Source organism: uncultured Brevundimonas sp. (assembly GCF_947305955.1).
In the GTDB taxonomy this organism is placed as follows: Bacteria; Pseudomonadota; Alphaproteobacteria; order Caulobacterales; family Caulobacteraceae; genus Brevundimonas.
The window spans coordinates 38116-52598 of record NZ_CAMZFB010000014.1 but is presented as its reverse complement, the minus strand read 5'-3'; the positions used below and the strand labels follow the sequence as shown (position 1 = coordinate 52598).

The window sequence follows — 14483 nt, the reverse complement described above, 5'->3', positions numbered from 1 at the left end:
GCTCGTCAGGCTCATAACCTGAAGGTCGTAGGTTCAAATCCTACTCCCGCACCCAGCATTATCACTGACCGCATGAGATAACTCTGCGGTCAGTTTTTGTATGTGCAATTAACTGCGCACGCTTGTTGTAGTGTTAAGCGCTTCAATGAGGGCGCTGGCTCTTCATTAAAAATTCAACGATATTGCAAAGCCTGTGACGTCTATAAAATAGCGGGGGCTCATGCTGAGTTACGAAGTGAACGCATCCAGACGGAAGTTCGTGCAGCACGTGGCCGACGATCTTCTTGAAAAGGACGTTCCTAAATATTCGACCGTAATGCGCCTGATCAACGCGGCAACCGTAGAGGCCGCTGAACAAGCAGTGGCTGCGGGCTACGACCCCAATGCAAATGCGGGTTACCTAGAAGAAAATGAATTTCTACGGCATCTACGCGGAGCATGTGAGCCGATCTTGGACGCTTTCAGAAGCTTTATGGTTAGGCCTGATGAGCAAGAGCGGTTGCTATCCCATCGGCACAATCTTTTGGCAGAAGTGAAACAAAAATCTTATCCGGAGATTAGCCGTCCGGAAGTCGAACAGATAGTTGGAAGCTATATCCGTGGGGCTGTTAAAACAGCAACGGTAGATCGATTGCTTGTGGATTTATTAGTAGCCCTCGAATTTTCGCAGTATGCCAACCTCGTACTGCACGCTCCCCATATTCCATTTTTAGCACCACGCCTTCTAAATCGTCGGCCTATACTGGACTGGCTTTCGGGAAATATTCTGAACGTTATAATGGCATTTTTTGTATTCGCATTGTTCTGGGGCGCGAGCGTTCTAGGTATTTTCCCTTTGCGATGGCTATGGATCATCGCATACGGCTTGGTTGTGCTCCTTGTCCTCAATGCTGGATGGGGGCTGATTTGGTTACCAAGAGTTTGGTGGATTGTACGAAAGGCACGTGGAGAGGTGTTGCAGCATCTTGGCTGTATGAACTCCACATATGCGGCCCTTTCCTCTGAAGGGCCAATCAGTGCCCAACACGTAACGGCCCTCGCAACTAAAGCAGCGGACGCAGGTGTCGTGTGGCCAGCACCGCTGTACGTTTTGTTGGAGGATATCCAGAGACGGGGAGGAACATTTTGACGGCAGGACCTCCCCGTTGTTTAACATGCAGTCGCGAAACTCCAATTTTAAGAAGTATGTGGTCGCATGCAGTTGGCTTTCAGGCGGCTAAACATACATTTGCGTGTGCTGATATTTCAGACGAGGCCCTAACTTTGGCTGTAAATTCGAACGGTATAGGGTCAGTGCTGCCTGTCCAAATCCTACTCCCGCACCCAAAGGTTAGTTCGCAAAAAAGCCCCGCACAACCGCGGGGCTTTTTGCTGTCTGGTAATCCGCGGATCACGAAAATAGAGCGTGTTGTTCCTTGCCTACTTAGAACTGGGCGGAGACAGGTCTCAGCCCTCCCAAGGCGTAAAAGCCAGGATGTTACCGCCCAATTTTTGGAAGGCGCGTTGGCGGCAGGTGAGGACGATAATCTGCTGCGCCTTCGACTGCCGGTGAAGGGCGTTGAACATGTGTTCGATGCGGTCGTCGTCAGAGTAGACCAGAGCATCGTCCAGAACGACTGGGATGGGGCGGTTATCGCGAGCAAGCAGGCGGGCGAATGCCAGCCGCGTGAGGATCGACAACTGCTCGCGCATGCCGCCGCTCAGCTTGTCGACGGCCTCGTCCTGACCTTTTCGTATCAGGCTTTCGGGCAGCAGGGTCTGGTCGTCGAAGGTGATGGCCACGTCCTCGAACAGCATGGAGAGCAAGGGGCGCAGTTCTTCCATCACCGGCGCAAGGTACAGGTCCTTGGCTTCCTGACGGGCGCTTTCCAGAGCGCTTAACAGGCGTTGGAGAATGGCGATCTCGTGCTCGAACGCGTCCACACCCTGTTCGGCGGCTTCCAGTTCTTCGCGCCGCTCGTTGAGTTTTTCCTCGACGGCTTCGTCTGAACGGGCCTTGATCAGGGCGTTATGGCTGGCGATCTCGACCTGAAGCTGGTTGCTCTCTTTTTCGGCAGCCGATTTTACCGATTGGGCGCGCTGAAGATTGGCTTGGGCGAACTCGAAGTCGGTCGCCGAGCTTTGTGCCTCGCGCACCTTGGCTTCTGCCTCGTCCACGCGGGTCTGCTCGGCGAGAAGGGCGGCTCTCAGTTGCTCCAGCCTTGCCGGATGCTCTTCGGGCGCACCCAGTTGCTCGCCCATCTGCCTGAACCGGCTGTCCAGCGGGCTGTGGCGGGTGGCGATTTCGACATAGCGGTTGGTGGCGCTGTCGAGTGCCAGACTGCTGGCCTTCTGGGCTTCGATACAGGTGTGGCGGTTTGTTTTGGCGGCTTCGAACTCCGCCTCCAGGACGTCGCGTTCAGGCAGGTCTTCGGGCAGGTCCTGCGCGGCCAGTTCGCAGGCTGACACCTCCTGTTGCAGGGCCTCGATACCGTCGGGAGCCAGCGCGCCCAGACGCGCCGTCTCGGTTTCGATGCGGCCCATGATGTCTCTGGCCTGATCCTGTCGCAGACGCGCCGCGGCCAGACTTTCGGTGCCCAGCGCGGTCAGCAGCTGGCGATGCTTTTCTTCGCAGGTGCCCAGTTCGGCGGCATCGTCCACACTGTTCGAGCGCAGTTGGATGGTGCCGATGCCCGGCGCGGTCAGGGCGGTGCGACCGGAGTAGTGGCGCTCCTGCGACGGTTCGAGCGCGACGCCGTCCATCAGGATCCGCTGGCTGGCACCGCTATCGTAATCGACGATGACGGACGGACGGGCGTTGTCGCGGATGGTCCGCAGTTTGAGCAGGGTGTTCTCCAACTCCTGCAACTCGGCCAGCGCGCTGTCGGGAACGGTCTTGGCCGACAGGTCGGCCCTCAGCGCCTCGATCGCGGTGCGTGAGGACAGGGCTTTGTCGAGACTGTCCTTCAGGGCCTGCAGACGTTTGGCGGCCTCGGTCGCGCGTTGGGCAAGATCATGTTTTTCCAGAGCGGACCGCGCGTCGGCTTCGGCCTTTTCGGCGGCGCTTGCGGCTTCGCGGGCGCGGTGCTCGGCGTCCTTGGCTTCTTCGCGATGGCGGGTCGCCTCGACGAGAAGCGGTTCCAGCGTCTTCAGCTCTTGCGCGACGGTGGCATAGGCTTCCAGTGCGCTCTGGAACTGATCCAGTTCGCGCTGTGCCGCGTCACGATTGGTCAGTGCCAGCTTCAGCTCGGCCTTCAGGCGTTCCAGAACCTCATGCCGCGATTTGGCGGCTTCGAATTGGCTTTGGGCCGTGGCCAGTGCCGCGTCACGCGCTGCAACCTCTTCAGGGCTGTTGAGCTCCTTGAGGCGACGGTTCTGGCTGGCTCTTTGGTCGAGCGCGATGCGCAGGGCGTCTACATCCTCTCTCAGCCTATCGATCTCCGACCGAAGCCGGTCACGCTTATCGAGTGCGGCATGATACCGGCCGCCGACCTTCGGGCGTCCCGTGGCCGTGACCAGTTCTTTCAGAGCGGCCTCGGTCGTGGACTGGATTTCGGCCATCCGCCGCCCGCCGGTGATGGCTTCGACCTCGCCCTGTACGGAATGGAGCAGGTCGGTGCGGGCGGAGGTTTCGTTCCTATTTTCTTTGTCAGTCCGGTTTTCCAAACCGGTGACGCCCTGTTTGACCCAAAGTAGCGCGGCAGGTCCGCTGGTGGCGTCTCCCAGCAGTTCACCGATGAAGCCCTCGGCCTCGTCCGCCTGTGCGATCAGGCGGCCGCTGTCCAGATCGACCACCTGGGCCACCGCCTTGCCGAGGAACTGTTTGGTGATGCGATAGCGCCCCTTGGCCGTGGTGATGTCGGCTTCCACACGGGGGGAGCCGCCGCTGTAGGGACGAAGCGACATCACATCCGCCGAACGGCTGGAATGTTTGGCGAAGAACAGGGCGGTCAGGGCCTCGAAACTGGTCGATTTGCCGAACTCGTTCGGTGCGGCCAGGACGTTCACGCCATCGCTTAGTCCTTCGATGGAGACGCCATGTCCGTCAAAGCGTTTGACGTTGAAAAGGCGCAGGGCATCGAGCCTCATTTCGATGTCTCCTGAAGGTGGCGGTACAGCCGCGACAAAGCCGATCCCGCGACAGAGCGGTCCTGTGCGGACAGGGCCGCATTGTTCACATCGGCCATCAGGGCGTTGGCCGCCTCGCGCAGGGCGCCGGACAGCTCGATACTGTCCAGATCGGATGGATCATATTCGACCTCCAGGCCGTCCAGTGACAGGTCGAACCATGCGAAGTCGTGACGCGTCTGCTCTGCGCGGTCCAGCAGGGCCGAGTGTTCGGCCACGCGTGTGTGGCCGCTGGCCCTGACCTTCCATAGGCTGTGACGTCGCTGTCCCATCTCCGGCAGGATGGCGTCCAATGCCGCCGAGGCCGAACTGGCCGTCATCAGGTGCAGATCATGGCTGCGCCAGTCAAACGTGCCGGTGGGCACTGCCGTCATTTCCGGCTTTGCCCCGCGCGCGGCGATGGAGACCACAAAGGCCTCGCCCGGTCGATTGTGCTTGAAGCGATCCGGCTCCGGCGTGCCGCTGTAGTAGGTGCGATCGTCCACCTGCATGGCACCGTGCCAGTCACCCAGCGCCAGATAGTCCAGCCCCGACTGGCGCGCGCGATCCGGCGCGATGACGTCGTGGGTCGAGGCATCTTCGGTAAAGTTCTGGATGGCGCCGTGGGCCAGCCCGATCCGCAGGGCGCTATCGTCCAGACCGCTTTCGCCCATCCATTCGGTCAGGTCACGGCCCGGACGCCTGAAGGTACAGGGCGCGGGCAGCACATAGGCGTTAGGCCCGACTGAAATCGGTGACGGCTCGACCGCCAGAATGACGTTAGGGGGAGCATCACCCGCCATGCGCTGCCAAAGCTCGCTGGCCTGAAGCGAGTCATGGTTGCCCGGCAGTATGATCCAGTTGACGTCCTCGTGCTGGGCCATCTCCGTCATCGCCTGATGTCGGACATCGGGCGCGGGCGTCTCGCTGTCGAAGGTGTCACCGGCCAGCAGGATCGTCAGGGCGTTCTGCTCGCGCGCATGGCGCGCCAGCTTGCCCAGCACCGCATGGCGTGCCTCGCGCAGACGACCGGGCAGATCGCCTTCGAAATTGCCAAACCGCTTGCCGAGATGAAGGTCGCTTGAGTGGATAAACCTGAACATGGCTACTCTGGCAGTTGGGCAGCGAGGTGTGCGCGCGCACGCTCTATAGCCTCATCTAGCCGCGCTCGCGATGGCGTCGCCAGACGCTCCAGACCCAGCAGGCGGGCCAGTTCGCGTGTCGGGTCCGCCTCTTCCAGCAGATCGCGGTGTGTGACAACGACGTGCGCCAGTTCGGCCAATGGGATATCCGCAACCGAACGACGCGCGTTGTCACCGGCAGGCTGACGGTAGGGGACGAGATCGGACACGCTTCCAGCGGCCCACACGAATTCCCCGCTGGATTCAAATGTGAGGTCGCAGGCCTTCAGATGCATCTCGATGCGCTCTCTGATCCTTGAGCCCGTTTTCAGCCACCCGTGCGTCCGAGCGATCCTCTGGCACAGAATGTCTTTCCGGACGGGGGCCTCGGTCGCCATGACCGCATCGATCATCGCTTGCAGCGTCGGGCGATACACAAAGTCGTAGAAGCTGTCCGGATCGGCATTGAAGGAAGAAAGGTCGGTTAGCCGATAGACCGGCGCATCCGTGGATGGGGCAGCCGGCGCGGCGCTGTGGGGTTCGTCCACGGGGCTGTCCGTGACCTTGTCGGGCTCGGGCTCAAAACCTGCGGGCACATCGGGAAGCAGAAGCGGATCATCGCGGATTTCCACGATGTCCTCGACCTCGTGACCCATGTCCCAGTGCGCCGTGGTCCGGGTGTCTTCGGCGCGGCGGTCACGGCATGCAGCCAGCAGGTCCTGCAGGTCTTTGTCCAGACGCTCGGCGCAGGCGGCGTGGTCATGCCACCAATCGGTGGACCAGACTCGCAATATGTTCCAGCCCAGCCCCCTGAGAACCTGCTCGCGCACCTTGTCGCGGTCACGGGCTGTGGCCGCGCTGTGATAGGTCGCGCCGTCGCATTCCACACCTGCTAGATAGGCACCGGGCAGGTCGGGATGACGCACGCCGAGGTCGATACGGAAGCCGGACATGCCGACTTGAGGCACGACAATCCAGCCGCGTTTTTCTAGTTCGGCGGCCACCGCTTCCTCGAACGGTGAATCAAACCCGCCCATAGACTCTGTGGCTTGGGCCGCAAGGGCGATGCCGCCGCGTTCAGCATAGTCGAGGAAGGTCTTCAGATGATGGACGGCCAGCGCCTTGGTGCGGGTGATGTCGATTTGGTCGGCGGTGAAGCCGGAGAAAACGATCAGTTCCTGTCGGGCACGCGTCACGGCCACATTCAGGCGTTTCTCGCCGCCCTCTTTGTTGAGTGCGCCGAAATCCATCGTCAGCTTTCCGGCGGCATCCTTCCAGAAGGTGATCGAGAACAGGATCACATCGCGCTCGTCGCCCTGAACATTCTCAAGGTTCTTGACGATGGTAGGCTCGACCCGTTCTTCGGCAAAGAACCATTCGAGTTCCGGTTCTTTACGTCGCGCCACGTCCAGCAGGTCCATGATCAGGCTCTGCTGCTGGACGTTGAAGGTGATGACACCCAGCGTCGGGCGGCTGGTTTCCGGTAATGACAGCCATGAGCGCATACGGCGGACGGCTTCGTCGGCGACGGCCTGGGCCTCGACACGGTTTGTCCGCGATTTGCCGCGATCATAGATGCCGTCCGGCACCTTGCGCAGTTGCACGGCGCGGTCATCAACCTGTGGTGACGGGAAGGTGACGAGCCGGTTCTGATAATAGTGATGGTTGGAGAAGGCGATCAGCGATTCGCTGCGGCTGCGATAGTGCCAGCGCAGGTCACGTACAGGGATGCCTGACGCCTTTACCTCGTCGAGAATGCTCTCGAGATCTTCTTCGAAGAAGGCTACCGATCCATCTGCATTGCCATCGTTGTTGCCAAAGAAGTTGGTGGGCGGCAGCTGTTTGGGGTCGCCGACAATGATGGTTTGTCGGGCGCGTGCGATGGCCCCGACGGCATCCCAAGTCGTGATCTGTGACGCCTCGTCAAAAATCACCACGTCGAACAGTGTCTGGTTCGGCGGGAAGTACTGGGCGATCGACAGGGGCGACATCAGCATACAGGGGGCGAGTTTGCCGAAATAGTTCGGCATACGGCTGATCATGTCGCGGATGGACTGGCTGGGGCGTTGCAGTTCCATCTGATGCCGCAGCAGCCCTAATTCGGAGTTGCGCGGCACGCTTTGCACTGGTGGCAGGTCGCGGTTGAGGGCGGCGATAACGCGCTGGGCCGCGTGTTTGCGGACCATGTCGTCGATCTCGCGGAACTCCGAGATCATGTTTTCGTGCTGGAAGCGCCTGAAGCTATTGAGCTCGGGCACACTGTCCATCACTTGGGGCAGCCACCACCGGACATAGGCCAGGGTAAAGCGGGCACGGCTTTCTTCTGGCGGGATGTCACCGCGCTCCACCGCTTCGACCACGCTGGACAGGCCGTGCGCCACGGCCTGACGGCGGGTGTGGCACCAGCTGGACCAGTTTCGCAGCAGACGCTTCTGCTGGTCCAGTTCATCCAACTGTCGAGATAGAAGGGCCAGCCCGTCGGGGGTATCTCCCCACGGCACCGTACGCTCGGCAAGGGCGGCGAAGTCTTGCAGCGCGAGGTTGAAGGCCTCTGTCGCCGCGATCAGGCGCTTGGCTACGGGGACGACGGTGTCGCCCATGTGTTCAGATCCCAACCACTGGCTGAGGCGGGTTATCAGGGCGGATATATCGGCAGTCTCACGCCCCGGCAGACGCAGGGCCGTGCGCAGGCTGGCGGCGAGCTGGAGCCGATGGGCAACCTCCTCGATCGACGTGTCGAGGCCCCGGACAGGCAGAGGCAGTCCATTCAGGCTATTGGCCTCGATCAGTCCCAACTGGTCGCGCATCACCCGCAGCCGTCCCAAATCGGTGTCCGGATTGATGGTTCCGCTCTCGGCATAGGATTGCAGCAGGCGGGTGATTTTGCGGCGTCCCAGTGCGGACATCGGCCAGAAGGAGGCAGAGGCTTCGCGCCATTCGCGGTCCAGCCGATCCAGATCTATGGCGGCCAGCGACGAGGGCGTAAAGCGCGCCCCCATCTGTGCTTCGTTATCGCGATAGATGCCGATGGCGGCTTCGAGATTTTTCAGGTCTTCGGCGCAGCGCCCGTAGGCCTGATGGAAGGCGATGGACACATCATGGCCTTCGGCCTGAACAAGGGCATGCGCCAAAGCTGTGCAGGCCTTGAGTTCGGTTGATACCGGATTGTCTGTCGCGGACAGGCCCAACGACTGGCGGAAAGCGTCCAGCGCATTTGCCAATACATCCGCCGCCGTACGCAGACCGCGACCCGACGCCAACAGGGCTTCCTGCTTGCCGCTGGTCCATTCGGCAATGTCGACCAGATGCAGCGACGGGTGCCGCTCGATGGAGGCGTAAACCTTGCCCAGTTGATCGGCGATGTCCTCGAGCTTGGCCAGTGTGACCGCGTCGATACTCTGCTGCTTCGGCCAGTCCAGCACGGGAGCGTAGACGTCCTCGTCCCGCAGTTTTAGACCAAGCGCACGATAGGCGGTCCAGCCATTGGGATAGGTATGATGGAGGGCCGTGACGTAGGCATTCAAGTGATCCCGGCGAACCTTGAGGCGCTCGTTGATCGTGATCCATTCTTGGGCGTCAGTTTTGACGCTGTTCTCCCATGCCGCCTTGAGCTGAGACAGGAACTGACGGCGGTCGGCCTTGTTCGAGTGCAGTTCGATACAGAAATCGCCGAGACCATGCTCGCGCAGACGGCGATAGACCACGTCCAGCGCGGCAGTCTTTTCAGCAACGAACAGCACCGATTTCCCGACCGCCAGACAGTTGGCGATCATATTTGCGATGGTCTGGCTCTTGCCCGTGCCGGGCGGGCCGACGATGACGAAGTCGCGCCCTTGGGCTGCGGCAAGGCTGGCTGCGGTCTGCGATGAATCCGACGGCAGAAGGCAGACGATATCGGCCGGATCATAGGTCTGGTCGAGCGTGTTCTCGTCAATGAAGGTGCCAGACCCGTCACCGCCATTTTCAAAGGGTTTGTCGGGCGTATCGATCAGGTGTTTGACGACGCGGTTCTGACGAAGCGCATCGGTCCGTTCCACCAGATCCTTCCACATCAGGAATTTGGCGAATGAGAAGGTCGAGAGTGCGGCTTCGTCCACGACTTCCAGACCCGACGCATCGCGAACGGCTAGACGTGCGGCGGCCAGAAGCTGGGGCACATCCACGCCGTTGTCGTCCATCGGCAGATCAGCGAGGTGGTGCAGTTTTAGTTCGAATTCGCGCTCCAGGAACTGGAGCAGGGTCGAGTTGAAGCGTGGCTCATCCTCGTGGAAGCGGATACGGAAAGGCGCGCTCGCGCTTCGGCGCTCCAACTTGACCGGTACGAGCAACAGCGGGGCGCGATAGGTCTTTTGGTCTTCTGGCTTACGTTTCCAGCGCAGGAAGCCGATGGCCATAAACAGGGTGTTTGCGCCCCCTTCGGCCATGTCGTTCTTGACCTGTCTGTGCAGGTCGATCAGGCGCGCGTTGAGTTGCGGCCCGTCCAACGGAGAGGCTAGTTCATCGCGTTGCAATGCCTCGGCGGCAAAGTGGCGTTGTAAGTCGCGCCCGTGAACCTCGCGGTAGAGATCGGCATCACGCTCTCCCAGAGGATTTTGTTCCGGCAGGGAGATGATCTGAACCGCCGCACCACCCGCCAGACGGTCTTCGAGATAGGCTACGTCCGGGCAGATGAAAGGGATTGTCTTCTTCGTTTCCGGAAAGTTCAGCAGACGGTTGCGCAGCGTCAGGTCCAGAAGCTTCTTCTGCCAACGGTCAATGCGGCCCGAGGCGGTGGTGGGCTTTTGCTCGACCTGATCGGCGGCAAGATGATCAAAGGTCGGCGCTGCAGGCAGCGGAAGGTCGCTGACAGGAACGGCTGTGTCATCGGCTTCCGGCATGGCGCGAGCCATCGGCTGATGCGAGGCAAGGGGGGTAATCCCGCCACTGCGTGCGCGTCGCACATCAATGGATGCCACGAAGGCACTGGCGGCTTCTTCGCTCATGCGATTGTCCAGCGCGCGCTGTGCCTGCTCAAACGTCATGGCGGGGCGGTGGGTCACGCCCGTTGTCTCGAACACAATCAGCTCGCGCGAGGCGAGCGCCTTGCGAACCTCCATCTGGTCCGTTTCGATCGAGTTGGCGAAGGTTTTGGAGGTCAGCCACACACCCACGGCGGCATGGCCGTGGAACATCAGCACAACGGGATGAAGGCCGGTGGCCTCCAGCGCGGAGGCGAACAGAAGCGTGGTATCGAGACAGGTGCCCAGCTTTTCCTGTTCGATCGTCAGGGGCCGGCGGACCTTCTGGCCGCGATGCTCGAAACTTGCAGGGGGTTCGGCATAAAAGATGCCCATGCTGGTCACTGCCGAATAGACCGCAGCGGTCAGCATATAGGCGCGTTTGGGATCGTTGGTCTGATAGCCGTCAAGGCCGCTGGGCAGGCCGTGGGCCGCCAGCCGCTCTGCCGCCTTTCTCAGCACCCCCGAGATGGCCGGATCATTGGGCATGACAAAGGCGGGCAGCAGTTGCGCCATGTCATTCACACCGCCCCATTCATCGCGCGCAAGCAGACGCACGGGGAAGGTCTGTTCATGCAATATCTCAGATTTGCATGTCAGGCGCAGGGTGATTTCGCCGCGCTCTGCTTCATTCAAGCCAGCCAGATAATCGGCGCTAAGTTCCACGCGCCTATCTGACAATGCAATCACGTCGCCGGGGATAAGGCGATCGATCTGCCAAACCTTGGGTCTCAGGAACGCCGGTGTCGAGATGAGCTCAAGTTTGCAGTCCTCGAAAGACCTCTCGGTGCAGTTTTCAATTTCAATCGACCGCACAACAGGAACGGCATTTTGATAAGAAGCGTAGGTGAAGCTAGGAGCAATGCTAGCCTTAACGCAGGGGGCTGCGTGGGCGGATAGAACGCCATGCTTGTTGTGCGGTTCTTGTGCGATTTCCAAAACGGTCCCCCAACATAGCCAACGAGATTTATGGCCAAGTTATGGTACCGTGGTTATCTAAAAGTGTAGCTTAGGCGAGAGTGGCTGCATCAAGTTCGGCCGCTATGAGATAAGCCCGTATGAACTTGCGAACCTGAAGCGCTAAAAGCATGATGATGTTCCCGTCTAAGAGTTCTGATACATTTCTGGTATTGTATAGAGTTTAAGGGGGCGATTTGCCTTGAACTGGTGTAGCGGGGGCTGGCTGTGAAAGCACTTATTTCAGCTATAGTGTTCTTGGTATTTGCGATATGGGCACACGAGGCACGCGCGGATACATTTTACGTCAATGCAAATGTTTTGAATTGCCGGGCTGAACCGTTTGCCCATTCTGTTGTGGTGAGCCGATTACAACGAGGCGTTTCGGTCGTCACGGACGAGCGTAATGGCGACTGGACTCGTGTAACGTCGCCACATGTTTGCTGGGTGAGTTCACGGTATTTGAGCGCAGATTATGTCGCGTCTTCAGGGACGACCACAGTTCGGGGGCTAACTTCGAATAATCGATCATCTGCCACCAGGAGCCGTAGTCGGCCAAGTCAAACACCGCGCCAGACACCGCGTTATGATGCTGGCGGTTGTCCATGTTCAGGTAGCAGAGTCTGCATCGGACCTCGTGGTGGTCGGTACTGCATCACATCGGGCGGTAACAAGCGGTATGGAGTCTAGATAGCGACGTGTTGCCCGAGCTGGCCTCAGTGTCTCACTTTTCCAGCCAAGGAGGGGAGGGCATGGCGCGGTGGGCTTCGGCCATGGCTTGGGACCAGCGGGCACCGAGATCGCGGAAATAGGTGTCGTCCACTTCGAGGCGGCGGTGCGAGCCGTGCAAGGCATCCTTGCGGATGACGATCATATCGATCGGCAGGCCGACCGAGACGTTCGAGCGCAGGGTTGAGTCAAAGGAAATCAGGCCCAGCTTGACCGCTTCGGGCAGGGGCGTGTTCGTCCGCAGGGCGCGATCCAATATCGGCTTGCCGTATTTGAACTCGCCGATCTGGAGATAGGGCGTATCGGGTTGGCACTCGATGAAATTGCCCTGCGAATAGATCAGATAAAGGCCGACCCGCCCCTCACCGATCTGACCCCCAAGAAGGACGCTGGCGTCCACCATCAGATTGTCGGCCTCCATCGAGGGGGCAATCTGCTCGCGGACCGTGCGGATGGCATGACCGATCAACTGGGCCGCCCGAAACAGGGTGGGGGCGGTGTAGAGGGTCTCTGTTTCCTCGGAGCCGGGCATACGGATGCCTTCGCGCACCATGGTCATGGCGGTCTGGGTCACCGACAGGTTGCCAGCGGTCGCAACCGCCAGCACCCGCTCGCCCGCGACTTCGGTCACATGGAGCTTGCGATAGGACGAGATGTTGTCCACGCCCGCATTGGTGCGGGTGTCCGCGATCATGGCCAAACCGTCCTCAACCATCAGGCCGACACAGTAGGTCATGGGGTTTGGCTCCGTCGGTTTGTCATCGGCTGTTAGGCTATCGGGATTCTCTGGAAGCTGAACCTTTGACGGATCGGCCTATTGCCCCTGTTGCTGGCGGCTTTGGGCGCGGGCGTCGCGGACGTCCAGATGGACATCCATGACTTCGCGTCCGCCGCCATAGCTGGTGCCGCGAACGGGGGCCGCTCCCAGATAATCCAGACCCACAGCCACGCGAACATAGCTATCGGTCGGACAGACGCCGTTGGCGGGATCAAACCCGACCCATCCAAGGCCTTGGACATAGGCCTCGGCCCAGGCGTGGGCCGCTTCCTGTTGGGTTACGCCGTCAGCGCGGACCATGTGGCCGGAAACATAGCGGGCGGGGATACGCAGGGCGCGCGCCGCCGCGATGAACAGATGGGCGTAGTCCTGACAGACGCCCTTGCCGAGGCTGAGAACCTCGGACGCCGTATGCGCGGCCGTGGTGGCCCCGATTTCGAAGCTCAGTCGGCCATAGATGTGCTGGTTCAGCCGGTGCAGCAGATCCAGATGCGCGCCCTCTTCTACGGGGCCGCCCAGTGCCTTGGCCATTTCGCGGATGCCCGCGTCGGCACAGGTCAGCGGGGTTTCGCGCAGATAGACGAGCGGCTGTAGGCGCTCTGTCGTTTGAGGCACCACGCCTGCGGTGTCGCTGGTCTCGATCTCGCCCCTGACGCGCAGTGACAGCTTTTCGCACGGCGCATCGACATAGAGGGTGTGGGTGATATTGCCGAACGCGTCCTCGCCCTTTCGCAGGCGGGCATCGACATTGGTTTCGATGTCCCAGTTGCGGATGTGCTGGGCCGCACTGGCGCGTGGCGTCAGGCGCAGGGTCTGCACGATGAAGCGCGGCGGGCGCTGATAGAGATAGGTGGTCGTGTGGTCGATACGGATCAGCATGGCCTAGCTCAGATACTGTTCGCTGATCGCCATGCTGAGGCGACCGTTCTCGGCAAGGAAGTTCTGGATGTATTCGTGCAGGCCGCTCTGGAAGATGCGCGACATGTCGGCCCCCTCGAACTGTTCCAGCTGGGCCGAGGCGATACGCTGGGACGGGCCGCGCCGGTCATAGTCGGCGGCGATGCGCTCCAGATAGCGGACGATGGCCGCCTGACAACTGGCTAAAGAGCGCGGCATCTGGCGGTTCAGCACCATCAGATCGGCCACCAGCCACGGCTTCACATCATCGCGGTAAACCCAGCGATAGGCCGTCAGGGCCGAGACCTCGCGCAGCAGGGTCGTCCATTGGAAATAGTCGAACTGGCCGCCCACGCGCTCGCCGTCCGGCAGCAGCAGGTGGTATTTCACATCCAGCAGGCGGGCCGTGTTGTCGGCCCGCTCGATGGCCGCCCCCAGCCGCAGGAACCAATAGGCGTCATTCCTCAGCATGGTCCGCGAGGTCGCCCCTTCGACGGCAAGGGTGGTGGACTTTACCCATTGCAGGAAGTCGATGAACTCGTCGCTGCGGCTCGGCGTGCCTTGCTCGCCAAGGCCGTTCCACGCGCCGTTGATCGCCTCCCATAACTCGACGGTCAGGGCCGTACGGACCGAGCGTGCATTGGTGCGAGCCTTGGTCAGGCAACAGTGGATCGATGACGGATTGTCCGGCGACAGCGCCAGATATTCGCGCACGGCCTTGCCGTCGCTGAGGTCTACATTCTCCAGCCCGACCGCGCCGGAGGTGGCAAGGGCTGCGGTCCAGATCTGGTTGTCCACGCCGCTCTTGGTGGGGATGGCGGCCAGGCGGAGGGTGGCCTCCAGAATCCGCGCCAGATAGTCGGCGCGTTCCATATAGCGGCCGGTCCAATAGAGGCTGTCTGCTGTTCTCGAAAGCAT

At 60.7% G+C, this 14483-nt stretch carries 7 protein-coding genes; 1 reads left to right on the top strand and 6 read right to left on the bottom strand.

All coding sequences use genetic code 11. From position 1 onward, the window contains the following. Window positions 1–268: 268 nt before the first annotated feature. Window positions 269–1129, top strand: a complete 861-nt coding sequence (locus Q0Y42_RS05615; protein WP_297801073.1) for a hypothetical protein — start codon at window positions 269–271, stop codon at window positions 1127–1129. Window positions 1130–1446: 317 nt separating this feature from the next. On the opposite strand, the gene Q0Y42_RS05610 is transcribed toward Q0Y42_RS05615, so the two are convergent. From Q0Y42_RS05610 to Q0Y42_RS05585, 6 genes are all read right to left on the bottom strand, one after another. Continuing rightward, complete coding sequence (locus Q0Y42_RS05610) at window positions 1447–4068, bottom strand: AAA family ATPase (RefSeq protein ID WP_297801071.1); 2622 nt, start codon at window positions 4066–4068, stop codon at window positions 1447–1449. Further along, window positions 4065–5189 carry a DNA repair exonuclease gene (locus tag Q0Y42_RS05605; protein ID WP_297801069.1) on the bottom strand — a complete coding sequence of 375 codons (1125 nt, stop codon included), beginning with the start codon at window positions 5187–5189 and terminating at the stop codon, window positions 4065–4067. Before Q0Y42_RS05605 ends, Q0Y42_RS05610 begins: the two co-directional genes overlap by 4 nt. A gap of 2 nt (window positions 5190–5191) precedes the next feature. Further along, on the bottom strand, window positions 5192–10870 hold the full coding sequence (locus tag Q0Y42_RS05600) for a DUF3320 domain-containing protein (protein WP_297801067.1): 5679 nt from the start codon (window positions 10868–10870) through the stop codon (window positions 5192–5194). Window positions 10871–11885: 1015 nt separating this feature from the next. Then, the gene (locus Q0Y42_RS05595; protein ID WP_297801065.1) at window positions 11886–12626 is read right to left on the bottom strand and encodes a peptidase; all 741 of its coding nucleotides are present in this window, start codon (window positions 12624–12626) and stop codon (window positions 11886–11888) included. A 78-nt stretch (window positions 12627–12704) separates the two neighbouring features. After that, entirely contained in the window at window positions 12705–13547 is an 843-nt protein-coding gene (locus Q0Y42_RS05590) for a transglutaminase family protein (protein ID WP_297801063.1), read from the bottom strand. A gap of 3 nt (window positions 13548–13550) precedes the next feature. Further along, entirely contained in the window at window positions 13551–14483 is a 933-nt protein-coding gene (locus Q0Y42_RS05585; protein WP_297801061.1) for an alpha-E domain-containing protein, read from the bottom strand.